Origin of the sequence: Mesorhizobium sp. NZP2298, assembly GCF_013170825.1 — a bacterium.
In the GTDB taxonomy this organism is placed as follows: domain Bacteria; phylum Pseudomonadota; class Alphaproteobacteria; order Rhizobiales; family Rhizobiaceae; genus Mesorhizobium.
In genome coordinates this window covers 6,614,009-6,638,097 of record NZ_CP033365.1, presented here as the reverse complement: position 1 = coordinate 6,638,097, position 24,089 = coordinate 6,614,009, and the positions used below count along the sequence as shown (strand labels likewise).

The window sequence follows — 24,089 nt, the reverse complement described above, 5'->3', positions numbered from 1 at the left end:
ACTGAAACGCAGTCCAGCTGGGAAACCCAGCGCGAAGGCCGGAAGGTAACTTATCTGCGATAGAGGCAACGGGAAGGCGCCTTCCACTTATAAGGCAGCGCCCAATATGTCGGTACTCGCCTGAGGAATTCCCATGGCGGGCAGGGCTACCTCGCGATCCGATCTCGATAGGCTTGTTGTACCTCAGACCGGACTCGATGTTCAGAATTTCCTCAGCGGCTTGCCCGCACGCCACCGCCAGCTCGCCGACCACGTGCTCACGATAGGCACGACCGATATGAGTCCCCTCCGACTTAGCAGTGCGCGAATATTGATACACCTCGAAGGAGAGCAACGGCGCGCCAAACAGCCTCTCATCGCACCAAGTCGTACATAGGGCGCATTCCTGTTCCGGCCGTCCCGGGCGATGCTCGATCCATCTCTCCAGAACAGCGGAGCAAGCCAGTGACGCCCACGAAGCTTCTGATTGGGCAGATCGCCATTGTGTTCGCCATCGTTCTCCTCGGCGTGTGGGCTGCCACGCAATGGTGCGCTCATATGCTAGCCTTTCAGGAACAACTCGGCGCGCCATGGTTTGTCGCGGCTGGCTGGCCGATCTACGAGCCGTGGAAACTGTTGGAATGGTGGTTCCAATTCGATGCCTATGCGCCCGAGGTATTCGACAAGGCGGGCATGCTTGCGGGCACCAGTGGATTCATGGGCTGTGCCGCTGCGATCGCTGGTTCCCTCTGGCGCGCGCGCCAGCGCGGCTTGGTCACCACCTATGGCTCCTCTCGATGGGCGGCGACGCGGGAGATCGAGAAAGCAGGGCTGTTTCAGCCGGCAGGCGTCTTCCTCGGCAAACTGAAGGACCGGTATCTGCGTCATGACGGGCCTGAGCACGTCATGGCCTTTGCGCCGACACGTTCCGGCAAGGGCGTCGGACTGGTTGTCCCAACCCTTCTCTCCTGGTCCGGCTCGGCCGTCATTCACGACATCAAAGGCGAGAACTGGCAGCTGAGCTCCGGCTGGCGGTCGAGGTTCTCGCATTGCCTTTTGTTCAATCCGACGGATCCGCGATCGGCCCGCTACAACCCGCTGCTGGAGGTACGCAAAGGTTCGGACGAGATTCGCGATGTCCAAAACATCGCCGACATTCTAGTCGATCCGGAAGGCGCGCTGGAGCGGCGGAATCATTGGGAGAAGACCAGTCATTCACTCCTCGTCGGCGCTATCTTGCACGTGCTCTACGCCGAAGAGGAAAAGACTCTTGCCCGCGTCGCCACCTTTCTGTCGGACCCGCAACGCTCGTTTGCCGCGACTTTGCGGCGAATGATGACGACCAACCATCTCGGCTCGGCCAATAAGCCTCAGGTCCATCCCGTCGTGGCCTCGGCGGCACGAGAGGTGTTGAACAAATCGGAGAACGAACGTTCAGGCGTCCTCTCGACCGCCATGTCTTTTCTCGGCCTCTACCGTGATCCGACCGTGGCGGCGGTAACATCGGACTGCGACTGGCGCATTGCCGATCTGATGGATGCGGAGTGGCCGATGTCGCTCTATCTGGTCGTGCCGCCATCGGACATCTCGCGCACCAAGCCCTTGGTGCGACTGATCCTGAACCAGATCGGCAGGCGGCTGACGGAGCGCCTCGAGGGTGACCCAAAGAAGAGCCGCAAGCATCAACTGCTAATGATGCTGGATGAGTTTCCGGCGCTCGGTCGCCTCGACTTCTTTGAGACCGCGCTCGCGTTTATGGCCGGTTACGGAATTCGTGCCTACTTGATCGCGCAATCGTTGAACCAGATCTCCAAAGCGTATGGCGACAACAACGCCATTCTGGACAACTGCCATTTGCGAATTGCCTTTTCCTCCAATGATGAGCGCACGGCCAAGCGAATCTCGGACGCGCTTGGCACGGCCACGGAACTCAGATCCATGCGCAACTATGCGGGCCACCGGCTGGCACCTTGGCTCTCGCATGTCATGGTGAGCCGCCAGGAAACCGCCCGCCCGCTGCTGACACCGGGCGAGGTGATGCAATTGCCGCCCGCGGACGAACTGGTGCTGGTTTCGGGATTGCCCCCCATCCGGGCCAAAAAGCTGCGATACTATGAGGATCACAATTTCACCGAGCGGGTGCTGCCTTCGCCGGTGTTGCGCGACGGACCCTACGCGGACTGCCCGATGTCGCGGCCGGACGATTGGACTGGGCAAGTACGCGGCGTCGACCGTCGTCTTGCGTCCGACGATGAAAGCGCTGGCGCCGCGCTTGCGGACGAGGGAGGTGTTCAGCAGCAGCGCCATCCTGGCCTACCCGAAGAACATACCGCCGTCACCCAGGAACCGGACCAGGACGATCTGTCCAGACCCGCAGACGATGATAGCGAGGCGATGGCGGACAAGCGCGTCATGGACCGGATCTCCACCGTCGCAGGTGCCTATGGCATCAACGAGGGAAGGGGCGATGATAAGGATATCGTCCCCGGCTTCTGAACGCTTTCCGCAGCTCGGGCGTATCTCAGCGTAGATAACGGCCGTAAGCAATTTTGGGCATCTCGATAATGCTTGTTCCGCCGCCGGCCCGCCAGCGCCGGCCAGTTGGAACAAGCGCATGAAGCCCCACCGCATTCGTCACCAGTTTCTGCTCGAACCGGAATTGAGCGAGAAGCTGGACAACCTCAGCCGCGATCCCTCGACCACAAAATCCGCGGTCGTCGCGAAGGCCGTAGAAGCTTTCATCGAGCGGCGTGGCGAGTATGAACTCGATCGGCGCTATGGCATGAGGCTGGACCGTCTTTCCCGCGAGCTCAGTCACGTCAGGCGCGATGTCGACATGACATTGGAAAGCTTGGCGCTCTTCATCCGCTTTTCGATCACGCTTCATGCCCACACGCCTGTTCCGGACAAGGCGACGCAGGCGATTGCCCAGGAGCGTTTCGACAAATTCGTCGAGCAGGTCGGTCGCCAGATCGCATCGGGGAAACGCTCGCTTGGCAAAGACAAAGGCGGAGGAGGGGAAGGATGAGCGCTCATCCAGAGGCCGACCACCGACGCCGCGCGATGCTGCGCACCGCCATGGGTCCGACGATCACTGAGGCGCTGGCCGATCCATTGGTCATCGAGGTGATGGTCAATCCCGATGGTGCGCTGCGGCTCGACCGGCTGGGAGAAGGCCGAATCGATACGGCCGTGCATATGCATCCTTCCGAGGCGGAACGCATCATCCGCCTGGTCGCTTCCCACGTGCGTGCCGAGGCGCATGCGGACAATCCGATTGTCAGCGCCGAATTGCCATCGGGCGAACGCTTCGAGGGACTGCTGCCGCCTGTCGTGCTGGCGCCTTGCTTTGCCATCCGCAAACCAGCCGCAAAGCTCTACACGCTAGCCAACTATGTTGCCGATCGCATCATGTTGCCGCTGCAGGCCGATGCGTTGATAAAGGCAGTCCGAGAACGGCGCAACATCCTTGTCGCCGGAGGCACGTCGTCGGGTAAGACGACGCTTGCCAATGCGCTGCTGGCCGAAGTCGCCGAATGCGACGAGCGAGTGATCCTCATCGAGGACACCCGCGAACTGCAATGCGCAGCAAAGGACTGCGTTGCCCTGAGAACCAGGCGGGGCTCGGTCACACTCGCCGATCTCGTGCGCTCGACGCTCCGGCTCCGCCCCGACCGCATCATCGTCGGTGAAGTCAGGGGCGCGGAAGCGCTGGACATGCTCAAGGCATGGAACACCGGGCACCCCGGCGGCATCGCCACGGTTCATGCCAATTCGGCGCGCTCTGCCCTCTATCGCATCGAGCAGCTTGCACAGGAAGCTGTCGTCACCGTGCCGCGCCGCCTCATCGCCGATGCCATCGATCTCATCGTCTTCATCGCGGGGCGCGGCTCGTCGCGCCGCATCGATGCAATCGCTGAGGTCACAGGTCTCGACGGCAGCGGCGACTACGCCGTCACCCCACTCACGCCTCCGCAACTCCAGCAACTCTGAAAGGCCCCCTTATGCGCAAGAAGCTCCGCTTTCTTTCGTTTGCCGCGCTCGCGTTTCTTCTCACAGTTCCGGCGCACGCTGCCGGCTCCGGCATGCCTTGGGAACAGCCGCTGCAGCAGATCCTGGAATCGGTGCAGGGACCGGTCGCCAAAATCGTCGCGGTGATCATCATCATCACCACCGGCCTGACCCTTGCCTTCGGCGATACTGCAGGCGGTTTCCGCCGGCTGATTCAGATCGTCTTCGGCCTGTCGATCGCCTTCGCCGCATCGAGCTTCTTCCTCTCGTTCTTCTCCTTCGGCGGCGGGGCGCTCGTCTGATGGCCGCCGGAGTGCAACATATCGAGGGCTTCGAGGTTCCCGTTCACCGGGCCTTGACTGAACCGATCCTGCTGGGCGGCGCGCCGCGGGCGGTGGCGATCCTCAACGGCACGGTGGCTGCGGCCATCGGACTAGGCTTGCAGCAATGGATTGCCGGGCTAGTGCTCTGGCTTGGCGGCCACACGCTCGCGGTCTTTGCCGCAAGGCGCGATCCCGACTTTGCCAGCGTGCTTGTCCGTCACCTTCGCCTGAGGGGATGGCTCGCATGCTGAACCTTTCGGAATATCGCGGCAAGGCCGACCGGCTTGCCGACCATCTGCCCTGGGCAGCACTGGTGGCGCCCGGCATCGTGCTCAACAAGGACGGCAGCGTTCAGCGGACTATTCGGTTTCGCGGGCCCGATCTGGAAAGCTCGACCGAAGCCGAACTCATCGGCATCTGCGCCCGGGCCAACAATGCGCTTAGACGCCTTGGCTCCGGCTGGACATTGTTTTTCGAGGCCGAGCGCATCGAAGCGCTGGGCTATCCGTCCTCGCGTTTCCCGGACGCGGCGTCATGGCTGGTTGATGAAGAACGGCGTGCTGCCTTCGAAGGCAAGGTCGCGCATTTCGAGAGCCGCTATCACCTGACCTTGCTGTCCATGCCGCCACCGGACGCCCAGGCGCGGGCGGAAAGCGCGCTCGTCGACTCGCATCATTCAGAAGGCGAAAGAGACTGGCGCCAGGAGATGGCGCGGTTCCGTGACGAGACCGACCGTGTGCTGGATCTTCTGTCGGGCTTCATGCCCGAAGTGCGTCTGCTCGATGACGCCGAGACGCTGACATACCTGCACGACACGATCTCGACCCGCCGCCATCCGGTCGCCGTGCCGGAAACGCCGATGTATCTGGACGGCATCCTGGTCGATGTGCCGCTTACCGGCGGCTTGGAGCCGATGCTGGGTGAGCAACATCTTCGCACACTTACCATCCTCGGCTTTCCGAACCTCACCCGGCCCGGAATCCTCGATGCCCTCAATCATCAGGATTTCGCCTATCGCTGGATGACGCGCTTCATTCCGCTCGGCAAGACCGAGGCCACCAAGACGCTGACCCGCTTGCGTCGGCAGTGGTTTGCCAAGCGCAAATCGATCGTCGCAATCCTGCGCGAGGTTGTAAGCAACGAACCCGTTCCGCTCGTCGACAGCGACGCCGACAATAAGGCGCTCGACGCCGATGAAGCACTTCAGGCGTTGGGCGGCGATCATGTCGGCTTCGGGTATCTCACTGCAACGGTGACGGTATGGGACGAGGATCGCCAAGCCGCCGCTGAGAAACTTCGCGCGGTCGAGCGCATCATCAATGGGCTCGGGTTCACCACCATCCGCGAAAGCGTCAATGCGGTCGAAGCCTGGCTCGGCTCGCTGCCGGGTCATGTCTATGCCAACGTTCGTCAGCCGCTCGTTCACACGCTGAACCTTGCCCATCTCATGCCGCTTTCCTCGGTGTGGGCCGGTCCTGCGGCGAACGAGCATCTGGCTGAAGTCACTGGACGAGAGGCCCCGCCGCTCCTCATCGCCGAAACCAGCGGGTCGACTCCGTTCCGGCTTTCTTCTCATGTCGAAGATGTCGGCCACATGCTGATCGTTGGACCGACCGGCGCCGGAAAATCGGTGCTGCTTGCCCTGATCGCCCTGCAGTTTCGTCGCTATGCCGGCGCGCAGGTCTATGTCTTCGACAAAGGCAATTCGGCGCGCGCGGCAACGCTCGCCATGGGTGGAGAGCATCATGTCTTGGGTTCGGACGGTGCGCTTGCCTTCCAGCCACTGCGCAATATCGGTGATCAGGGTAGGCGCAGCTGGGCAGCTGAATGGATCGCCGGCCTGATTGCCCATGAGAACGTCACCCTCACGCCGGAGGTGAAGGAGGCGATCTGGTCGGCGCTCAACAGCCTCGCCACCGCGCCGGCGCAGGAGCGCACGCTGACCGGTCTGTCGGTCCTGCTTCAGTCCAATGCACTGAAGTCCGCCTTAATGCCCTACACGCTCGACGGTCCCTTCGGCCGATTGCTCGATGCCGATGACGATCGGCTGGCCTTGTCGGATGTGCAGTGCTTCGAGACCGAGGAGCTGATGCATCGCCAAAGCGCTGTGCTGCCTGTGCTCACCTATCTCTTCCATCGCCTTGAGGAGCGGTTCGACGGGCGACCGACGCTGCTCATGCTCGATGAGGCCTGGGTCTATCTCGACAATCCGCTTTTTGCTGCCCGCATCCGCGAATGGCTGAAGGTGCTGCGAAAGAAGAACGTATCGGTGATCTTCGCCACGCAGTCGCTTGCCGACATCGCCGGCTCTGCAATAGCGCCGGCGATCATCGAGAGCTGCCCACAGCGCATTTTTCTCCCCAATGATCGTGCCGTGGAACCGCAGGCACGGACTGCCTATGAGCGCTTCGGTCTCAACAACCGGCAGATTGAACTGATCGCCCGGGCCACGCCGAAGCGGCACTACTATTTGCAGTCGCGCTGCGGCAACCGTCTCTTCGAGCTCGGGCTCGGCCCCATCGCGCTTGCACTTTGCGGCGCCTCGGGTCCAGCCGCGCAAAGCCTGATCGACAGGGTCCTGTCCGAGCACGGGCAGGACAGCTTTGTCTTTCGCTTCCTCGGCGCCCGCGGCCTCGATTGGGCGGCCGAGCTTCTCCAGCAATTCCCTCAACCAACCAAGGAGCAATCGTCATGATGCGGCGCCGCTTTCTCTCGGGCCTGATCACCCTTTCGTTGATCGCCAAGCCGATGGCCGACTACGTGCAGCCGGCCTACGCGCTCATCGTGTTCGATCCGTCGAACTACGCACAGAACGTGCTCACGGCGGCGCGCTCGCTGGAGCAGATCAACAACCAGATCCAGTCGCTCCAGAACCAGGCGACCGTGCTGCAGAACATGGCACGCAATCTTCAGAGTCTGGATTTTTCTTCCGTGGGTCAGCTTACCGGCTCGCTCCAACGGATCGACGGTCTGATGGACCAGGCAAGTGGCCTGAGCTTTGATCTCAACAAGCTTCAGGACCAGTGGCGTAATCAATATCCGGAAAGCTACGACGCCACGATCAAGGTCAGCGATGTAGCGAGCGCCGCACGTGACCGCTGGCAAAGCGCAATGCAGGCATTCCGTCAGACCATGGGTGTTCAGTCGCAGATCGTCGAGAATGTTCGCGGTGATGGCGACCTGCTTGCCGATCTCGTCAACCGCAGCCAAGGCGCGGCCGGTGCGCTTCAGGCAAGTCAGGCCACTAACCAGCTCCTTGCGCTTTCGACCAAGCAGCAGATGCAGATCCAGACGCTGCTCGCAACGCAGTTCCGCGCTGAGGCCGAGGATGCGGCGCGCAAGGCGCAGTTCGAGGAGGCCGCGCGCGAGACGACAAAGCGCTTCCTCGGCACAGGCACGGCCTATCCCGGCAACTGATCACCAATCTCTTGACGACGAGGAAGGCGGCATGAACGACCTTGGGGTCATTGATCGCTTCATGGAGACCTTCATCCGCTACATCGATAGCGGGTTCGGTCTGCTCTCGGGCGATGTCGCCTTCCTTACCACGACCCTGATCGGCATCGACGTCACACTTGCCGGCCTCGCCTGGGCATTCGGCGGCGAACCCAACATATTCGGCCGGCTCATCCGCAAAGTGCTCTATGTCGGCGTCTTTGCCTTCATCTTGAATAACTTCAAGAACCTCGCCGACATCATCTATCGGTCCTTCGCTGGCCTCGGCATCAATGCGTCCTCAGGCAATCTCTCCGCCGACAATCTCCTGCATCCGGGCCGCATTGCCGCAACCGGTTTCGAGGGCGCCTGGCCGCTTCTCGATCAGGCAAGCCAGCTTCTCGGCTTCCCAGAAATCTTCGGCAACGCGCTCACCATCTTCGTGCTGCTCGTGGCCTGGTTCCTGGTCATCATCGCCTTCTTCATCCTCTCCATCCAACTCTTCATCACCATCCTCGAATTCAAACTCACCACTCTGGCCGGATTCATTCTTGTGCCCTTCGCGCTTTGGAACCGGTCAGCGTTTCTCGCCGAGCGCGTGCTCGGCAATGTCATCTCGTCGGGCATCAAGGTGATGGTGTTGGCCGTCATCATCGGCATCGGCTCCACGCTCTTTGGCGAGTTCGCTTCCGCGCTGCAAGGCAAGGAGCCGGATCTGGCCGCCGCCATGTCACAGGTCCTGGGCGCCTTGGCGCTCCTTGGTCTCGGCATTTTCGGACCTGGGATAGCCTCCGGTCTTGTCTCGGGCGCGCCGCAGCTTGGCGCGGGCGCCGCACTTGGAACCACGGCAGCCGCAGCCGGTGCATCGCTCGTTGCCGCAGGCGCAGCATTTGCCGGCGCGCGCACGGCAACCGGCAGCGGTCTCACCGCACTCCGTGCCGGCACGACCCTGGGGTCAGCGGCTTCTACGGCCTGGCAGATCGGGCGCGCAACATCGCCCGAGTCCGGCCTGTCCGGTGTAGCTGCTGGAATGCATGGTGTGACCAGCGCCGCCGGCGGCGCCGCAATGCGGGCGGCACGATCTGCCGCAGGAGGCTTCGGGCGCAGCGTTGATGCCGGGCGCGAAGCTGCCTGGACCGCGACCGGTGGTGCGCCGACCGCATCCATGACCGGAAGCCCTACTGGTCCGGTCGCTGATGCCGCGCCCGGCTGGGCCAGGCGCCTGCGTTCCGAACAGACAGCCCGTGCCCACCGTCACACCGCCATGCAGGCCGTCCGTGAAGGCGACAGGCCGGGAGGCAGCGCCAATCCCTCTCTCAACGACAAGGACGACTAAATGCTATTCAAGCGACCCATTCAACGTTACGGCAAGACGCCCGAGCCGGTCACGCCGTATCAGAAGGCCGCGCAGCTCTGGGACGAGCGCATAGGCTCATCTCGAGTGCAGGCCCGCAACTGGCGGTTCATGGCTCTTGGCTGTCTGACCTTGGCGGCCGGACTTTCCGGCGGACTCGTGTGGCAGTCGATGCAGAGCCGCGTCGTGCCTTACGTCGTCGAGGTCGACGGCTTCGGCGAGGCACGCGCCGTTGCGCCGGCAATCCGGGACTACGAGCCCTCCGATGCCCAGATCGCGTGGCATCTCGGCCGCTTCATTCAGAATGTCCGTTCCGTTTCCACCGATCCGGTGCTGGTGCGGCAGAACTGGCTTTCGGCCTATGACTTCGCCACCGACCGCGCGGCGCTCTTTCTCAACGAGTACGCCAAGGCGAACGATCCTTTCGGCCAGATCGGCACACGCAGCGTGTCGGTGCAAGTGACCAGCGTGGTCAGGGCTTCCGACAGCTCGTTCCAGGTCAAATGGGCCGAGCAGGTTTTTGAGCGCGGCAGCCTTGCCAGCACGACGCGCTGGACCGCGATCCTCACCATCGTGATCCGCCCGCCAAGTAATACTGACCAACTGCGCAACAACCCGCTCGGCGTCTTCATCAATGCGATCGACTGGTCGCGCGAGCTCGACAGTGCTGCGCCGACGTCCGTTTCCCCAAAAGGAGTCCACCAATGAAGAATAGAATGTCGTCGGTCCGTGCCGTGCTGATCCTGTCGGCCTCTACAGCAGTCCTCTCCGCCTGCGCGTCGAAGCCGGTACCGCCGCCTGAGATTTACTATGATGCTGCCGATTTCAAACCAGCCGCAATCGAGAAGCCGCCGGAGAAGCCGGTCAAGATAGTCGAAGTGCCAAAGCCGCTGCCGTTGCCAGGTCAGCTACAGCCCGATCCGGACAGGGTGGCCGATGACAAGCGCTCTCCTGAAGAACGGGTCTCCGATGCCAATAAAGCAGCGACGCAGCAACCCACCAGGTATGGGTACGTGAATGCGGTTCAGGTCTATCCATTCGCCGATGGCGCACTCTATCAGCTCTATGCCGCGCCGGAGCGCGTTACCGATATCGCACTCCAGCCGGGCGAGAAGCTAACAGCCGTGTCGGCCGGCGACACGGTGCGTTGGGTGATCGGCGATACCGTCAGCGGCACCGGTGACAATCAGCGCACCCATGTGCTGGTAAAACCCTTCGCGCCGGGACTTAACACAAATCTGGTGATCACCACGGAACGACGCACCTACCATTTGCAGCTTCAAAGCACCGAGAAGACCTCAATGGCGGCGATCTCCTGGACCTATAGCGAGGACCAGATCATCGCGCTACGCCAGCGCAACGCCCAAGCCGAGGCTGCCACGCCGGTGGCGTCGAATGTGGCGCTCGAGAATATCCGCTTTCGGTATTCAATCACCGGCGACACACCACCCTGGAGGCCGACGCGCGCTTTCGACGATGGCAGCAAGGTCTATATCGAATTCCCCCGTCGCATTGATCAGGGTGAAGCGCCTCCTCTCTTCATCGTCGGTGCCGATGGGGACAGCCAGCTCGTCAATTATCGCATGCGCGGCAACTACTACATCGTCGATCGCCTCTTTGGCGCTGCAGAACTGCGTCTAGGCAGCAAGCAGCAGCAGGTGGTGCGCATCACCAGGACTGACGGCCGGCAACCGCCGCGGCGGATTCCGCTCTTTGCGCGGCCCAGCAGGTGAGGGGAGCGCTCATGACCGATACTTCCCGATCCGATGCGCCGCCGAAACTCGATCCCGAGCAGCTGCAATTGCGAGCCTCGCCCCGCCGCGCTGTCCGATTCAGGCGCGGTGTGATCGTCGCCATCGCTGCAGTCGGATCCGGTGCCATTCTGGGCGTCACGATGATGGCGCTTCAAGGACCGGCATGGCGTATCAAGCACCAGGCAGAGGACCGCTATAACACCGAGCGCAAGCCACCCGCCGAGGGACTAGAAGCGCTTCCCAAGGACTATTCCGGGATCATGCCGAAGGCCCCTGTGCTCGGACCGCCACTGCCCGGCGACCTCGGTCGCCCCATCCTTGAACGCCAACGTCAGCTCGGCATCGCGCCAGGGCAGGATATCTCCGCCGAGGAGCAGCGCCTTGCCCAGCAAGCAATTGAGGCGCGCGAGTCGCAAGTCTTGTTCCGGATCGACAATCGACCCAGACAGACAGATGTCGCCGGCGGCGGGCCGAGTGCGCAGCAGCCGTCTGAGGCGCTTCCGCAATCCGGAGCGACGCGCGTGTCAGCTTCCGTTGCCCCAGCCGAGGGTGACCAGAACAACCAACAGCGCAAGCTCGATTTTATCAGTCAGCGAAACACAAGCGGGATCTACAATCAGCACGCGCTGCAGACGCCGGCCTCGCCCTACCAACTGATGGCCGGCAGCGTGATCGCGGCCAGTCTCGTCACCGGCATAAATTCCGACTTGCCTGGCCTTGTCGTCGCGCAGGTCACCGAGAATGTGCACGACACAGTCACCGGCAGCATTGTGCTCATTCCGCAAGGCTCACGCCTCATCGGCACTTATGACAGCGTCGTGGCTTTTGGGCAGAGGCGCGCATTGCTGGTCTGGCAGCGAATAATCCTGCCCGACGGTTCCTCGATCGGAATCGACAATCTGCCAGCGACGGATACTGCCGGCTATGCTGGGCTTGAAGACAAGGTCGATTTTCACACCTGGCAGCTGATCAAGGGAGTTGCTCTAGCGACGCTACTGGGCGTTGGTACCGAGTTGAGCTTTGGGGAAAACGAAAGCGACCTAGTTAAGGCGATCCGGGAATCCACTCAGCAAAACATCAGTCAAGCCGGCCAGCGCATCACCGAAAAGAACCTGAATATTCAACCCACCATTATCGTCCGCCCCGGTTGGCCCCTACGCGTGATTGTACACAAGGATCTTGTGCTGCGCCCATACCCGACTTGAACAGGAGTAATCATGGCAGATCTGAAACTTGGAAAGCTTCCAGACCGGACACCTTCGAAGATGACCATCACCGTTAGCGCGGACCTGAACCAAGCACTCAAGGACTATGCGGCGCTTTACCGCCAGACCTATGGCGAGTCTGAAACGGTAGCGGAACTCATACCTTTCATGCTGGCAGGGTTTCTGGAAGGTGACAGAGCGTTTGCCAAGGCCAGAAAGGAAAGCTTGCCCGCCGGCATGTCAGAGAAATCGCGACGCGTGTCAGGTTCAGATTCCGAGTAATCGAAGCATAAAGTTGGTCAATTGGCGCAGCCGCCCGGGTGCCTAATTTCCCGGCGGTCGCGGCCTACCGATCCGTCATGTAAGGCCTATGCGCGAACTTCGAGCAGCTGGAGGTCAAGTAAGTGCCTGGGCGGCCCGGAAACCGCGAACAGGCGCAGGGCGTGCTAGCCGCACTGATGCATGGTTTCAGACACGTGGGAACGCCGTGCGGTTGTTACTCAGAATGAGCTCATCTCAAAGGGGCATTCAAGAGCCGCAGCGCTGAGTAGCGGAAGCCGCAATGGGGTGCGTCGCTGACATTCAGTGAAGACTGGGCCGAACAATCCAACCTGCTTGGGCGGATACGAAGTGGAGCCCTGCCTGCAGGGTTCCGGCGGGTCCCAGCCCTCTGCCATGCGACCCCCTTTGGGAAATACCCGCGTCGTCACAGCATCGTAAAGTGGCGTCATATGCACTATCGAATTGTTAGCTGCTGGTTTCGGCGATTTAGAGGAGGTTCGCGATCGACTGAAGACGGTGACGTTCGTCTGTGGCACTCAGACTGCCACTGAGTGCCTGGCCGTTCCACTTTCGAAATATTTGTCGAACTTCGCTGCAATGCTCCTTACAAAGGGACGACTTTCCGCCGATACGACGTAACTGTCACCTTGGAGTTCAAGCGGTCGAGCAGGGTCGCCAATGGCGATGGAGCTTGCTTGGAAAAGAAGCTTTTGTCCGGCTTCCCCGAAGCGTTCCACCAGATCGGCTGCTGAAAAGCCGAAATCGCACATCAAGCGCTCGATGATCCAGCCGCGAACACGGTCATCTTCGGAAAACGCGATGCCGCGGACCGTGGCCAGATGTCCCCCCTCGACCATGCGTCCATATTCGGCTGTCGACGGCATGTTCTGCGAATAGCCCTGTCGAAACCGGCTGATCGATGACGGCCCGAGCCCGATCAGTGTTTCGCAGCGATCCTCGGTGTAGCCCTGGAAATTGCGGCGGATTGTTCCCGCGCGAGCCGAGACTGCAAGCGCATCATCCGGCTTGGCGAAATGGTCTATTCCAATCGCCTCGTATCCGGCGCCCATGATCAGACGGGCGGCAATTTGCCACTGAGCGAACCGTTCGGCCGGACCCGGCAACCATGCCTCGTCGATCATAGTCTGATGCTTCTTGAACCAGGGCACATGCGCGTAGCCGAACAGCGCCATCCGGTCCGGCTCCAGAGTCAGCGCCTGCGCCACGGTGGAACAGACGCTCTCCCTGGTCTGATGCGGCAGGCCGTAAAGCAAATCGAGGTTCACGGACCCTACGCCGCGAGAGCGAATGCCGTCGACAACCGCCTTGGTCTGCAAAAAGCTCTGCTCGCGGTTGATCGCCTTCTGCACCTTCGGATCGAAATCCTGAACGCCGAGGCTCGCCCGCGCCATGCCGATCTCGGCAAGTGTATCAAGGCGGGCTTCGTCCATGTCGTTGGGTTCGATTTCGACGCTGATCTTCGCATCGGCAAGAAAATCGAAGCTATCCCGCAGGACAGTTCCCAAGGCTATCATATCCTCGGGCTTCAGCATGGTCGGCGAGCCGCCGCCGAAATGCACGGCGCGGACATGGGCCTTGCCGCCGACAAGACCGGCGACAGTCGCGATCTCCGCGTGAAGCGAGCGGAGATACGAAGCCACCGGCTCGTAGCGGCGGGTCTGCTTTGTATGGCACGCACAGAACCAGCACAGCCGGTCGCAATAAGGGATGTGCAGGTAGAGCGAGACCTCGTCACCGCTTTCGAGCGCCTTCAACCAGCTTCGATAGACATCAGCGTCGACGCCAGGATGGAAATGCGGCGCGGTCGGGTAACTGGTATAACGCGGGACGTTCTCGCCAAGCCTGGCAGCTAATTCCGGTCTCATTTGGTGGTCCGCCGTTTTTGCCTCGCCGGAAGTCTGGACGCGTCGAAGAGCCAATGCCCTGATTTCGGTCAGCCTCCAGCACGGACAAACTGCCGCAAGGATTTCTCTGCCATCGCTTGCTATCCTGTCGAAACTTGGGATCGGTAGCGCGAGCGTAATGACAGTACGGCAAGACATTCACAGTTCCGGCATTCCCGTTCTTTGCCTGTCTTGCGCAGCACGACATCGCGGCGTCTGCGCTGCGCTCGATCCAAACCATTTGGTTGGGCTCGCCAAAACTTCGTCGCGGCACAAGCTCGAGCCGGGGGTCGAACTGATCGCCGACGCCGAGGCCGTCGACAGTTATTCAAACTTGCTTTCAGGCGTTGTGAAGCTGACGAAGTGCCTTTCGGACGGCCGCCAGCAGATTGTCGGTCTTCGGTTCGCACCGGATTTTCTGGGACGGCCCTTCAAGGTGAAAAGCACGATCAATGTGGAAGCGGCAACCTCCGTCTCGCTGTGCTCGTTTCCGAAGGCGGCCGTTGAACGGATAATGAAGGAATCACCGGGACTCGAGCATCGCCTGCTCAAGCAGACGCTGGACGAACTCGACGAGGCACTTGAATGGATGGTGACTCTCGGGCGCAAGACCGCACCGGAGAAGGTGGCGAGCTTTCTCCTCATGATCGCCCGGAATATGGATTCCAGTATCGACCCGGCGGCTGGGTCGGCATGCTTCGATCTGCCGCTGACACGTGCCGACATCTCTGATTTCCTTGGACTGACGAACGAGACCGTGAGCCGCCAGCTTACGCGATTGCGGGCTGACGGCGCGATCCGGATCGAGAACAAACGCCATGTAACGGTCGACAGCATGAGCCGGCTGGAGCAGCGCTGCGGCGGCCGAGGCGCGCGGCAACCGGCCTTTGTGAATGAGACCTAAGCGTCGGGGCCTTCGTCGCTTATTACGATCCGCGGCAGGACATGCTCGCGTTCGAAAGCGATGTGTCGCCGCAAGCCTTCGAAGAAGCCGCGTAGCATGAATCCGACAGCTTCCGCGCTCTCTATCGGATCACCATGACCGATCGCTAGGAGCGTTTCGGCCACCTCGCCAGCGAAGCATTGATCCTCAAGGTGCTCGATGCGCAACCGGCTGGTAGAGGCAAGTTTGGCCTCGGCCGGAGTCAAGTGCGCCTCATACGCAGGGAAAATTACCCTCTCCTCAAACCCATGAATGTCACGGAGCAGCGGAACGATCTTCTTGGCCGTTCCAAGACATTTGAGGCGGTCGACGTTCGGCAGTGCATCGGCAATGCTTTCCAGCGAGAAGCAGAGCTCCAGCTTTTCCCGATGGGCAAGCCTCATGACCTCGCCCGGAATCGCCTCTGTGCCGGCCTGGCGCGAGAAAGCCGCACTTGTCCATGAGCGGGTTGGCCCGTGCTGCGTTTCCTTGTTCAAATCGCCACCTTCTGATTGCACCGAACTCGATGCTGCCCGAAGCAAAATCGTGCGGCTCTGACATGGATCAGGGCGAGCAGGCGGCAACTACGGAATTAATGCACCGCGGATTTGGCGTCCGCGCATTGGAATCCTGGTCGGGGAGATGTCATGAAATTCGGCACGGAGATCGTCGTTCTAAGCCTGTTTGCTTTTGCGGCCCTGGTGGCTGCCGGCTTCGGCGTAGAAGGACCTTTTCGCCAGCATATGGGGGTTTTGTTCTTCGCCGTGGCTGGCTTTACCGCGATCCTGCTGCGCAACACAGATTTCAAGCCGGCGGCTCCGATCGACACCTCCGCCTACATGGATGGCCCGATCCGCTACGGAGCCATTGCAACGGTATTCTGGGGCGTCGTCGGCATGCTCGTCGGTGTGATCATTGCCCTGCAGCTGGCATACCCTCACCTCAACATCCAACCCTGGTTCAATTTCGGCCGGCTGCGGCCGCTGCACACATCCGGCGTCGTCTTCGCCTTCGGCGGCAACGCTTTGCTTTGCACGTCTCTCTATGTCGTGCAGCGCACGTGCCGCGCCCGGCTGTTTGGCGGTGATCTCGCTTGGTTCGTGTTCTGGGGTTACCAGCTGTTCATCGTCATGGCCGCGACCGGCTACCTGCTCGGCATCACCGAAGCCCGCGAATACGCCGAACCCGAATGGTATGTGGATCTCTGGCTGACCATCGTCTGGGTCGCCTATCTCATCCTGTTCCTCGGCACGATCCTGAAGCGCAAGGAACCGCATATCTACGTCGCCAACTGGTTCTACCTGTCCTTCATCGTGACAATCGCGATGCTGCATGTGGTCAACAATCTGTCGATGCCGGCCTCCTTCCTCGGCTCCAAGAGCTATTCCGCCTTCTCCGGCGTCCAGGACGCCTTGACGCAATGGTGGTATGGCCACAACGCCGTCGGCTTCTTCCTCACCGCCGGGTTCCTCGGCATGATGTATTATTTCGTGCCCAAGCAGGCGAACCGGCCGGTCTATTCCTACCGCCTGTCAATCGTCCACTTCTGGGCGATCATCTTTCTCTACATCTGGGCTGGCCCGCACCACCTGCATTACACCGCCTTACCCGACTGGGCGCAGACGCTCGGCATGGCGTTCTCGATCATGCTGTGGATGCCCTCATGGGGCGGTATGATCAATGGCCTGATGACGCTGTCTGGCGCCTGGGACAAGCTGCGCACCGATCCGATCATCCGCATGATGGTGATGGCAGTCGCCTTCTACGGCATGTCGACCTTCGAAGGTCCGATTATGTCGATCAAGACGGTCAATTCGCTGTCGCACTACACGGACTGGACCATCGGCCATGTCCATTCCGGCGCGCTCGGCTGGGTTGGCATGATCTCGTTCGGCGCAATCTACTACATGGTGCCGAAACTGTGGAACCGCGACCGGCTCTATTCGATGCGCCTCGTCACCTGGCATTTCTGGCTGGCGACGCTGGGAATCGTCGTCTACGCCGCGGTGATGTGGGTGTCCGGCATCATGCAGGGCCTGATGTGGCGCGAATACGATGAGCAGGGTTTCCTCGTCTACTCCTTCGCCGAAACCGTCGCCGCCATGCATCCCTTCTACGTCATGCGCGCCATCGGCGGTGCGATGTACCTCACCGGCGCCCTGCTCATGGCCTGGAACGTGACCATGACCATTCTTGGCCACCAGCGCGAAGAGCAACCAATGCCAGGTTCCGAGCCCGCCCTCCGGCCTGCCGAATAGGGAGCCAGACAATGGGCTTGATGGACAAACACGCGATCATCGAGAAGAACGCCACGCTTCTTCTCGTTGGGTCTCTTCTTGTCGTGACCGTCGGCGGTATCGTCGAGATTGCGCCGCTTTTCTATCTCGACAACACGATCGAGAAAGTCGAAGGCATGCGGCCCTACTCGCCACTGGAACTCGCCGGACGCAACATCTATGTGCGCGAGGGCTGCTACCTCTGCCACAGCCAGATGATCAGGCCTTTCCGGGACGAGGTCGAGCGCTACGGCCACTACAGCCTGGCCGCCGAGTCCATGTACGACCACCCCTTCCAGTGGGGCTCGAAGCGCACCGGCCCTGACCTTGCACGAGTCGGCAACCGCTATTCCAACGAATGGCACGTTCAGCACCTTATGGATCCACGTTCGGTGGTGCCGGAATCTATCATGCCTCGCTATGCCTTCCTGAAGGACGCTCCGATCGAGGTGAAGGACTTCTCGACGCATCTGGTTGCGAACGCGCGTGTTGGCGTCCCGTACTCCGATGACATGATCGCGCACGCCAATGCCGATCTGATGGCCCAGGCCGACCCGAATGCCGATACCTCGGGCCTCGAGAAACGCTATCCGAAAGCCAAAGTCGGTGATCTGGACGGCAATCCGCAGCAGGTGACCGAGATGGATGCCCTCGTCGCCTATCTGCAAATGCTGGGAACACTGGTCGATTTCAAGACCTATGACGATGCAGCCGGCTACCGCTGAGGGGGACGCAATGAGCTATAATTTGATGCGGGAATTCGCGGACAGCTGGGGTCTGCTTGCCATGGCGCTCTTCTTCGTCGGCTGCATTGCCTTTGCCTTGCGTCCCGGCGGCAAAATACAGGCCGATCAAGCCGCCCAGATTCCACTCAAGGACGACTGATCATGAGCAGCGAGCATATCGATGAAGTCTCGGGCATCTCAACGACTGGTCATGAATGGGACGGGATAAGGGAGCTCAACAACCCATTGCCCCGATGGTGGGTGATAACCTTCTACATCACCGTCGCTTGGGCGGTGGCTTATACAATTGCGTATCCGGCTTGGCCGATGCTGTCTTCCGCGACCAAGGGTGTGCTTGGCTATTCCAGCCGCAACGCTGTCAAGATTGAGCTGGCGGCTGCCGAAGCCGCCAAGGGCAAATATGTCGCGGCCATCCAGCAGAAGACCGTATCCGAGATTGCAGCCGACGACGCGCTGCGTGAATTCGCGGTAGCGGCCGGTGGAGCTACCTTCAAGGTCAATTGCGTGCAATGCCACGGCTCGGGCGCCCAAGGGTCGAAGGGCTTTCCAAACCTGAACGACGATGACTGGCTATGGGGCGGCACGACCGAGCAGATCCAGCAAACGATCGCGCACGGCATCCGTTTCGCATCCGACCCGGATACTCGGCAGTCGGAAATGCCCCCCTTCGGTGACATCATCACGCCCGAACAGATCGCACAGGTCGGCGCCTATGTCGCCAGCCTCTCGGGCAAGGTCCAGGATGCAAGTCTTATCGAGCCCGGCGCCAAGGTATTCGCGGAAAACTGCGTCGCCTGTCATGGCGATAATGCGAAAGGCAACAAAGAGCTCGGCGCGCCCAATCTGACCGATGCGATCTGGCTCTACGCACCCGGCGAGACAGCCATCGCCGTCCAAGTCCGCGCGCCGAAGCACGGTGTCATGCCGGCCTGGATCGGGCGTCTCGGCGAGACCAAGGTTAAGGAACTTGCGGTTTATGTCCATTCGCTTGGCGGCGGAGAATAGGAACGGAAGCCTATTCTCGGCCCTCCCCGCCAAGCGACGGGGCCCGGCACGAGTCGGGCCCCGACACCATTCCGGCATGCGGCGATTGACCTGCAGCAAGGCGGCGCGGCCCACACGGCGAAGCGGGCTCACTGCAGACCGGACGTCTGTCGAAGCAGACAAGTCCGTCGCACAACGATGTCATAGGCCGCGCGCGAGTGGAGATGCACGTGCTGGATAAAACGCAGATGGAGCGGCTCGAGGCAAAAGCGGTCAACTCCGCCAAGACACGACAGCCGCTCTATGCTCCGCGCAAGAAAATCTTCCCTAAACGCGCCTCGGGCAGCTTTCGCCGCTTCAAATGGCTGGTGATGGCGATCACGCTGGGCATCTATTATCTGATGCCCTGGTTGCGCTGGGATCGAGGTCCGTTTGCTCCTGATCAGGCCGTGCTGATCGATCTTGCCAACCGCCGTTTCTACGTCTTCTTCATCGAGATATGGCCGCAGGAATTCTACTATGTCGCCGGCCTTCTGATGATGGCCGGCATCGGCCTCTTCCTGATCACGTCCACCGTCGGCCGCGCCTGGTGCGGCTATACCTGCCCGCAGACGGTATGGGTCGATCTTTTCCTAGTTGTCGAGCGGGCGATCGAAGGCGATCGCAACGCTCGCATGAAGCTCGACGCCGGCCGCTGGACCGCGCGCAAACTGGTGCTGCGTGTGTCGAAACACGCCATCTGGCTGGTCATAGCGGCAGCTACCGGCGGCGCCTGGATCCTCTATTTCGCCGATGCGCCGACGCTGATCGGCGACGTATTCAACGGCACCGCCGCTTCGGTCGCCTACGTCACCATCGCGGTGCTGACGGCGACCACCTACACGTTCGGCGGGCTGATGCGCGAGCAAGTCTGCACCTACATGTGCCCGTGGCCGCGCATCCAGGCTGCCATGCTCGACGAGAATTCGCTCACTGTGACCTACAATGACTGGCGTGGCGAACCTCGTTCGCGGCACGCCAAGAAGGTCCAGGCTGCGGGGCAGCCGGTCGGTGACTGCGTCGACTGCAATGCCTGTGTCGCAGTCTGCCCGATGGGGATCGACATTCGCGACGGCCAGCAACTCGAATGCATCACTTGCGCGCTGTGCCTTGATGCCTGCGACGGCGTCATGAACAAGCTCGGCAAGGAGCGCGGGCTGATCTCCTATGCGACGCTGTCCGACTACAACGCCAACATGGCGGTGGCGACCGCAGGCGGCTCCGGTCCCGTGAACCCTTCACTCGTCAGAACGGCCGACAGCACATTCTCCGCCAGGTTGGCGCATTTCCATATTCGCAAGATCTTCCGGCCGAGGACCTTCTTCTACATGGGCGCGTGGACGGCGGTCGGGCTTGCCTTGATCTATTCGCTGCTGACGCGCGACCGACTCGAGATCAACGTCCTGCACGACCGCAATCCGCAATTCGTGACCCTGTCCGACGGCTCGATCCGCAACGGTTACACCGTCAAGCTGCTTAACATGATCCCCGAGCCAAGGACGATCGTCGTCACGATGCAGGGCTTGCAGGGAGCCGAAATGAGCGTCGTCGGCAGTGATCTGCCGGCAGCTCGCTTCTTCGCCATCGCGGTCGAAGCCGACCGGCTGAACATGCTGAAGGTCTTCGTGCGCCAGCCAGCGGGTGAGGTTCGGCACGCTGCACAAACCTTCAAGTTCCGCGTCGAGGACAGAGCGAGCTTCGAATCGGACGAATACACCGCCACCTTCAACGCCCCGGAGATCGCCAGATGAGCACCAATACGCAAAAGACGCGTGAGTTCACCGGCAGGCACATGCTGCTCACCATTCTCGGCTTTTTCGGCGTGATCATCGCGGTCAATCTCACGATGGCGACACTCGCCAGCACGAGCTGGACCGGCCTTGTCGTCGAGAACACCTATGTGGCCAGCCAGCAATTCAACAAAAAGGCCGAGGAAGGGCGCGCGCAGGCGGCACTCGGCTGGACCGGCAAACTGACGATCGCTCGGGGTGAGGTCCGCTACAGCTTGAGCGATACCACCGGCAAGCCGGTCCCCTTGCATGGCGTCAAGGTGCTGTTTCGCCATCCCGCATACGAGAAAGAGGACAAGTCCGTTACGCTCGCCCTCGCCTCCGGCGAGGAATTCGCGGCGCGGCACATGCCGAAGGACGGCGTCTGGATCGTCGAAGTCGACGCCGATGCCGGCCTGGCGCTACCCTATCGCGACGTCCGCAGGATCATGATTTCGCAAGGAGCGCTGCAATGAGCTGCTGTGCACCCGGCGCGGAACAGGCAATGGATCTGACCGGTACCACATCGGTCCTGCCATCTGGCCAGGAGATCAGGTTGGCGAGCCGCTTGGTTGGCGATGGTCTTCGCCAGACCGACCTTTCAGTACCGACGGTTCATTGCGCAGCCTGCATCCAGGCGATCGAGACGGCGCTGGCAAAGCTCGACAATGTCGAAGACGCGCGTGTCAACTTGTCGACCAAGCGCGTCGCGATCCGGTGGCGAGGCGACGAGGTGCCGCCCTTCGTCGCTGCGCTGAGACGACTGGGCTACGAGGCGCATCTGTTCGCCGCCGAGATCGATGAAAAAGACAAGACGCTTGCCGAGCTGATCCGCGCGGTCGCGGTCGCCGGGTTCGCCGCCGGCAACATCATGCTGCTTTCGGTCTCGGTCTGGTCCGGCGCCGAAGGTGCTACCCGCGACCTGTTTCACTGGGTCTCTGCATTGATCGCCATCCCGGCGCTCACCTTTGCCGGCGGCATCTTCTTCCGCTCGGCCTGGAATGCACTGCGCCACGGCCGCATGAACATGGACGTGCCGATCGCGGTTGGGGTGTCGCTCGCTTATGCCATGAGCCTCTATGAGACGATCAATCATGGCGATCACGCCTATTTCGACGCGTCCGTATCCCTGCTGTTTTTCCTGTTGATCGGCCGCACCCTGGATCACGTCATGCGCGAACGGGCACGGACCGCCGTGAAAGGCCTGTCCCAGTTGGCCGCACGTGGCGCCATGGTGCTGCGCGGCGATGGCGCGCGCGACTACCTGCCGGTTGGCGAGATCGAACCGGGCATGCACCTTCTGGTCGCCGCAGGCGAAAGGGTCCCTGTCGACGGCCGGATCATTCGGGGCGCGTCGGATCTCGACTGCTCGCTGGTTTCTGGCGAGAGCACACCAAAAACCGTGACGTCCGGGCAACAGGTTCAGGCCGGCACGCTCAACCTTACCGGCCCGCTGACCATCGAAGCGACCGCTGCGGCAAAGGACTCCTTCCTGGCGGAAATGGTCCGGCTGATGGAAGCCGCCGAAGGTGGTCGTGCGCACTATCGGCGGATCGCCGACCGTGTCTCGGCGCTCTACGCGCCGGTGGTCCATCTCACCGCCTTCGTGACGTTCCTTGGCTGGATGGCGGTAACCGGCGACTGGCACCGGGCAGTGACAATCGCGATCGCCGTTCTCATCATCACATGCCCATGCGCGCTCGGTCTGGCCGTGCCTATCGTGCAAGTGGTCGCGGCGCGCCGCTTGTTCGAAGCCGGCGTGATGGTCAAGGACGGATCGGCCATTGAGCGCTTGGCCGCGATAGACGTGGCGGTATTCGACAAGACCGGCACGCTGACGCTCGGTCAGCCCAGGCTGGTCAACGCGTCGACCATCGATCCGGCGATGCTGGCGATCGCAGCCGACATGGCGGCGCACTCCCGTCACCCGTTCTCGAAGGCCATCGCCGCATTCGCGGGTTTTGCCGGCCAGTCGAAGCTGGAAGCCGTCAGCGAGCACCCGGGTCTCGGCATCGAAGCCACGACCGCGGACAGCACCTGGCGTCTTGGCCGGCGCGGCTGGGCCGGATGGAAAGCCCGGACCGGTGGCAAAGGCAAGTATGGCGGCTATGGCGGGACGGTGCTTTCGAAGAATGGGAGGATCGTCGCCTCCTTCACGTTCGAGGACGCTACGCGCGCCGACGCCAAGGCGGCGGTCGGGCAATTGAAGGATGCCGGCGTGTCGGTCGAAATGCTGTCGGGCGATACCCCGGACGCTTGTGGCGATGTCGCAAGAATATTGGGCATCGACCGTTTTGTTTCGGCGCTGCTGCCGTCCGAGAAGGCTGAGCGGATCGAAGTGCTGACCAAGGCCGGCCACAAGGTCCTGATGGTGGGCGACGGGCTCAACGACACGCCAGCGCTGGGCGCGGCGCACGTCTCGATCGCTCCCGCGACCGCCGCCGATATTGGCCGCAACGCCGCCGATTTCGTGTTCCTGCGTGAAAGCCTTTCGGCCGTACCCCTTGCGCTGGACGTCTCGCGGAAGGCAGGGCGGCTGATCCGCCAGAACATAGCCATCGCGATCATCTACAACGCTGTTGCCGTGCCGATCGCCATCTTCGGCAACGTCACGCCGTTGATCGCCGCGGTCGCGATGTCCGCCTCATCGCTGCTGGTGATCGGAAACGGGCTGCGGCTGCAGGGCTTTAGGCTCGCCGAGCTGACGAGGGCTTCTTCGGCAACGCATTCCGGCATTCACCCATTAGCGCGGTCATCATGACGATACTCGTCTACCTCATGCCAGTCGCCCTATTTCTTGGCGCACTGGGGCTGACTGGCTTTCTGTGGGCGTTGAAGAGTGGCCAATACGAGGATCTTGACGGAGCCGCTGAGCGCATCCTCCGGGACGACAAGCCGGAACGCTGAGCCAGACCGCTGTTCCTGACGCTGTGCTGACGCCGGCCGTCAGCCGACTCGGAATAACGATTGAAGCTCCACAACCAGTTAAGCCGCTTGACGTAGATTTGTGAAAAGCCCCTGTCCCTCGAAGGACTGCGTCGCCGGTTCCGCCCCAACATAGACGCGGCCAATGTCATAACGTACGCAAAGCTGATGTTCATGTTCA

The 24,089-nt window shown here is 61.5% G+C and carries 23 protein-coding genes; 21 read left to right on the top strand and 2 right to left on the bottom strand.

Going from position 1 to position 24,089, the window contains the following annotated elements; all coding sequences use genetic code 11:
• Positions 1-444: 444 nt before the first annotated feature.
• The 12 genes from EB231_RS31615 (at position 445) to EB231_RS31560 (ending at position 12,343) form a co-directional block, all read left to right on the top strand.
• Positions 445-2,475 (top strand): conjugal transfer protein TraG, encoded by a 2,031-nt coding sequence (locus tag EB231_RS31615; RefSeq protein WP_172352290.1) that lies wholly within the window; start codon positions 445-447, stop codon positions 2,473-2,475.
• Between the two features lie 118 nt (positions 2,476-2,593).
• Positions 2,594-3,007 (top strand): CopG family transcriptional regulator, encoded by a 414-nt coding sequence (locus tag EB231_RS31610; protein ID WP_172352289.1) that lies wholly within the window; start codon positions 2,594-2,596, stop codon positions 3,005-3,007.
• Complete coding sequence (gene trbB / locus EB231_RS31605) at positions 3,004-3,972, top strand: P-type conjugative transfer ATPase TrbB (protein ID WP_069091251.1); 969 nt, start codon at positions 3,004-3,006, stop codon at positions 3,970-3,972. Before EB231_RS31610 ends, trbB begins: the two co-directional genes overlap by 4 nt.
• Before the next feature lie 11 nt (positions 3,973-3,983).
• The gene (locus tag EB231_RS31600; protein WP_010914020.1) at positions 3,984-4,292 is read left to right on the top strand and encodes a TrbC/VirB2 family protein; all 309 of its coding nucleotides are present in this window, start codon (positions 3,984-3,986) and stop codon (positions 4,290-4,292) included.
• Complete coding sequence (locus EB231_RS31595) at positions 4,292-4,564, top strand: VirB3 family type IV secretion system protein (protein WP_006329217.1); 273 nt, start codon at positions 4,292-4,294, stop codon at positions 4,562-4,564. The genes EB231_RS31600 and EB231_RS31595 overlap by 1 nt, the downstream gene beginning before the upstream one ends.
• On the top strand, positions 4,558-7,008 hold the full coding sequence (gene trbE, locus EB231_RS31590) for a conjugal transfer protein TrbE (RefSeq protein ID WP_172352288.1): 2,451 nt from the start codon (positions 4,558-4,560) through the stop codon (positions 7,006-7,008). The genes EB231_RS31595 and trbE overlap by 7 nt, the downstream gene beginning before the upstream one ends.
• Positions 7,005-7,730, top strand: a complete 726-nt coding sequence (gene trbJ / locus EB231_RS31585) for a P-type conjugative transfer protein TrbJ (RefSeq protein WP_172352287.1) — start codon at positions 7,005-7,007, stop codon at positions 7,728-7,730. The genes trbE and trbJ overlap by 4 nt, the downstream gene beginning before the upstream one ends.
• A 31-nt stretch (positions 7,731-7,761) precedes the next feature.
• The gene (trbL, locus tag EB231_RS31580; RefSeq protein ID WP_172352286.1) at positions 7,762-9,084 is read left to right on the top strand and encodes a P-type conjugative transfer protein TrbL; all 1,323 of its coding nucleotides are present in this window, start codon (positions 7,762-7,764) and stop codon (positions 9,082-9,084) included.
• The gene (gene trbF, locus EB231_RS31575; protein ID WP_010914023.1) at positions 9,085-9,810 is read left to right on the top strand and encodes a conjugal transfer protein TrbF; all 726 of its coding nucleotides are present in this window, start codon (positions 9,085-9,087) and stop codon (positions 9,808-9,810) included.
• On the top strand, positions 9,807-10,835 hold the full coding sequence (trbG, locus tag EB231_RS31570) for a P-type conjugative transfer protein TrbG (protein WP_172352285.1): 1,029 nt from the start codon (positions 9,807-9,809) through the stop codon (positions 10,833-10,835). Before trbF ends, trbG begins: the two co-directional genes overlap by 4 nt.
• 11 nt (positions 10,836-10,846) lie before the next feature.
• Positions 10,847-12,061 (top strand): TrbI/VirB10 family protein, encoded by a 1,215-nt coding sequence (locus tag EB231_RS31565; protein ID WP_172352284.1) that lies wholly within the window; start codon positions 10,847-10,849, stop codon positions 12,059-12,061.
• A 12-nt stretch (positions 12,062-12,073) separates the two neighbouring features.
• Positions 12,074-12,343, top strand: a complete 270-nt coding sequence (locus EB231_RS31560) for a DUF2274 domain-containing protein (protein ID WP_010914026.1) — start codon at positions 12,074-12,076, stop codon at positions 12,341-12,343.
• A gap of 536 nt (positions 12,344-12,879) precedes the next feature.
• Here the strand turns inward: EB231_RS31560 and hemN are convergent.
• Complete coding sequence (gene hemN, locus EB231_RS31555) at positions 12,880-14,229, bottom strand: oxygen-independent coproporphyrinogen III oxidase (protein WP_097572451.1); 1,350 nt, start codon at positions 14,227-14,229, stop codon at positions 12,880-12,882.
• 157 nt (positions 14,230-14,386) lie between these two features.
• On the opposite strand from hemN, the gene EB231_RS31550 reads away from it, so the two are divergent.
• Complete coding sequence (locus EB231_RS31550) at positions 14,387-15,151, top strand: Crp/Fnr family transcriptional regulator (RefSeq protein ID WP_097572452.1); 765 nt, start codon at positions 14,387-14,389, stop codon at positions 15,149-15,151.
• Here the strand turns inward: EB231_RS31550 and EB231_RS31545 are convergent.
• Positions 15,148-15,687 (bottom strand): hemerythrin domain-containing protein, encoded by a 540-nt coding sequence (locus tag EB231_RS31545; protein WP_172352283.1) that lies wholly within the window; start codon positions 15,685-15,687, stop codon positions 15,148-15,150. The genes EB231_RS31550 and EB231_RS31545 overlap by 4 nt on opposite strands.
• Before the next feature lie 129 nt (positions 15,688-15,816).
• On the opposite strand from EB231_RS31545, the gene ccoN reads away from it, so the two are divergent.
• From ccoN to ccoS, 8 genes are all read left to right on the top strand, one after another.
• Positions 15,817-17,427, top strand: coding sequence for a cytochrome-c oxidase, cbb3-type subunit I (gene ccoN, locus EB231_RS31540; protein ID WP_172352282.1), 1,611 nt, complete (start codon positions 15,817-15,819; stop codon positions 17,425-17,427).
• Between the two features lie 11 nt (positions 17,428-17,438).
• Positions 17,439-18,170, top strand: coding sequence for a cytochrome-c oxidase, cbb3-type subunit II (gene ccoO, locus EB231_RS31535; protein ID WP_172352281.1), 732 nt, complete (start codon positions 17,439-17,441; stop codon positions 18,168-18,170).
• Positions 18,171-18,180: 10 nt separating this feature from the next.
• Entirely contained in the window at positions 18,181-18,330 is a 150-nt protein-coding gene (locus tag EB231_RS31530) for a CcoQ/FixQ family Cbb3-type cytochrome c oxidase assembly chaperone (RefSeq protein WP_069091261.1), read from the top strand.
• A gap of 2 nt (positions 18,331-18,332) precedes the next feature.
• Positions 18,333-19,196, top strand: a complete 864-nt coding sequence (gene ccoP, locus EB231_RS31525) for a cytochrome-c oxidase, cbb3-type subunit III (protein WP_019856557.1) — start codon at positions 18,333-18,335, stop codon at positions 19,194-19,196.
• Between the two features lie 203 nt (positions 19,197-19,399).
• Positions 19,400-20,965 (top strand): cytochrome c oxidase accessory protein CcoG, encoded by a 1,566-nt coding sequence (gene ccoG / locus EB231_RS31520; RefSeq protein WP_445299290.1) that lies wholly within the window; start codon positions 19,400-19,402, stop codon positions 20,963-20,965.
• Positions 20,962-21,459, top strand: a complete 498-nt coding sequence (locus tag EB231_RS31515; protein WP_172352279.1) for a FixH family protein — start codon at positions 20,962-20,964, stop codon at positions 21,457-21,459. Before ccoG ends, EB231_RS31515 begins: the two co-directional genes overlap by 4 nt.
• On the top strand, positions 21,456-23,744 hold the full coding sequence (locus EB231_RS31510) for a cation-translocating P-type ATPase (RefSeq protein WP_172352278.1): 2,289 nt from the start codon (positions 21,456-21,458) through the stop codon (positions 23,742-23,744). Before EB231_RS31515 ends, EB231_RS31510 begins: the two co-directional genes overlap by 4 nt.
• Positions 23,741-23,890, top strand: coding sequence for a cbb3-type cytochrome oxidase assembly protein CcoS (gene ccoS, locus EB231_RS31505; protein WP_006329249.1), 150 nt, complete (start codon positions 23,741-23,743; stop codon positions 23,888-23,890). The genes EB231_RS31510 and ccoS overlap by 4 nt, the downstream gene beginning before the upstream one ends.
• Positions 23,891-24,089 lie beyond the last annotated feature (199 nt).

What these genes read in the sequence shown, in the direction of transcription:
- trbJ (WP_172352287.1), top strand. Translation starts at nt 7,005, where the DNA reads ATGATGCGGCGCCGCTTTCTCTCGGGCCTGATCACCCTTTCGTTGATC.
- trbB (WP_069091251.1), top strand. Translation starts at nt 3,004, where the DNA reads ATGAGCGCTCATCCAGAGGCCGACCACCGACGCCGCGCGATGCTGCGC.
- EB231_RS31515 (WP_172352279.1), top strand. Translation starts at nt 20,962, where the DNA reads ATGAGCACCAATACGCAAAAGACGCGTGAGTTCACCGGCAGGCACATG.
- EB231_RS31550 (WP_097572452.1), top strand. Translation starts at nt 14,387, where the DNA reads ATGACAGTACGGCAAGACATTCACAGTTCCGGCATTCCCGTTCTTTGC.
- EB231_RS31510 (WP_172352278.1), top strand. Translation starts at nt 21,456, where the DNA reads ATGAGCTGCTGTGCACCCGGCGCGGAACAGGCAATGGATCTGACCGGT.
- trbL (WP_172352286.1), top strand. Translation starts at nt 7,762, where the DNA reads ATGAACGACCTTGGGGTCATTGATCGCTTCATGGAGACCTTCATCCGC.
- ccoG (WP_445299290.1), top strand. Translation starts at nt 19,400, where the DNA reads ATGCACGTGCTGGATAAAACGCAGATGGAGCGGCTCGAGGCAAAAGCG.
- ccoS (WP_006329249.1), top strand. Translation starts at nt 23,741, where the DNA reads ATGACGATACTCGTCTACCTCATGCCAGTCGCCCTATTTCTTGGCGCA.
- trbE (WP_172352288.1), top strand. Translation starts at nt 4,558, where the DNA reads ATGCTGAACCTTTCGGAATATCGCGGCAAGGCCGACCGGCTTGCCGAC.
- EB231_RS31560 (WP_010914026.1), top strand. Translation starts at nt 12,074, where the DNA reads ATGGCAGATCTGAAACTTGGAAAGCTTCCAGACCGGACACCTTCGAAG.
- EB231_RS31600 (WP_010914020.1), top strand. Translation starts at nt 3,984, where the DNA reads ATGCGCAAGAAGCTCCGCTTTCTTTCGTTTGCCGCGCTCGCGTTTCTT.
- EB231_RS31565 (WP_172352284.1), top strand. Translation starts at nt 10,847, where the DNA reads ATGACCGATACTTCCCGATCCGATGCGCCGCCGAAACTCGATCCCGAG.
- trbF (WP_010914023.1), top strand. Translation starts at nt 9,085, where the DNA reads ATGCTATTCAAGCGACCCATTCAACGTTACGGCAAGACGCCCGAGCCG.
- ccoP (WP_019856557.1), top strand. Translation starts at nt 18,333, where the DNA reads ATGAGCAGCGAGCATATCGATGAAGTCTCGGGCATCTCAACGACTGGT.
- trbG (WP_172352285.1), top strand. Translation starts at nt 9,807, where the DNA reads ATGAAGAATAGAATGTCGTCGGTCCGTGCCGTGCTGATCCTGTCGGCC.
- EB231_RS31610 (WP_172352289.1), top strand. Translation starts at nt 2,594, where the DNA reads ATGAAGCCCCACCGCATTCGTCACCAGTTTCTGCTCGAACCGGAATTG.
- EB231_RS31595 (WP_006329217.1), top strand. Translation starts at nt 4,292, where the DNA reads ATGGCCGCCGGAGTGCAACATATCGAGGGCTTCGAGGTTCCCGTTCAC.
- ccoO (WP_172352281.1), top strand. Translation starts at nt 17,439, where the DNA reads ATGGGCTTGATGGACAAACACGCGATCATCGAGAAGAACGCCACGCTT.
- hemN (WP_097572451.1), bottom strand. Translation starts at nt 14,229, where the DNA reads ATGAGACCGGAATTAGCTGCCAGGCTTGGCGAGAACGTCCCGCGTTAT.
- ccoN (WP_172352282.1), top strand. Translation starts at nt 15,817, where the DNA reads ATGAAATTCGGCACGGAGATCGTCGTTCTAAGCCTGTTTGCTTTTGCG.
- EB231_RS31530 (WP_069091261.1), top strand. Translation starts at nt 18,181, where the DNA reads ATGAGCTATAATTTGATGCGGGAATTCGCGGACAGCTGGGGTCTGCTT.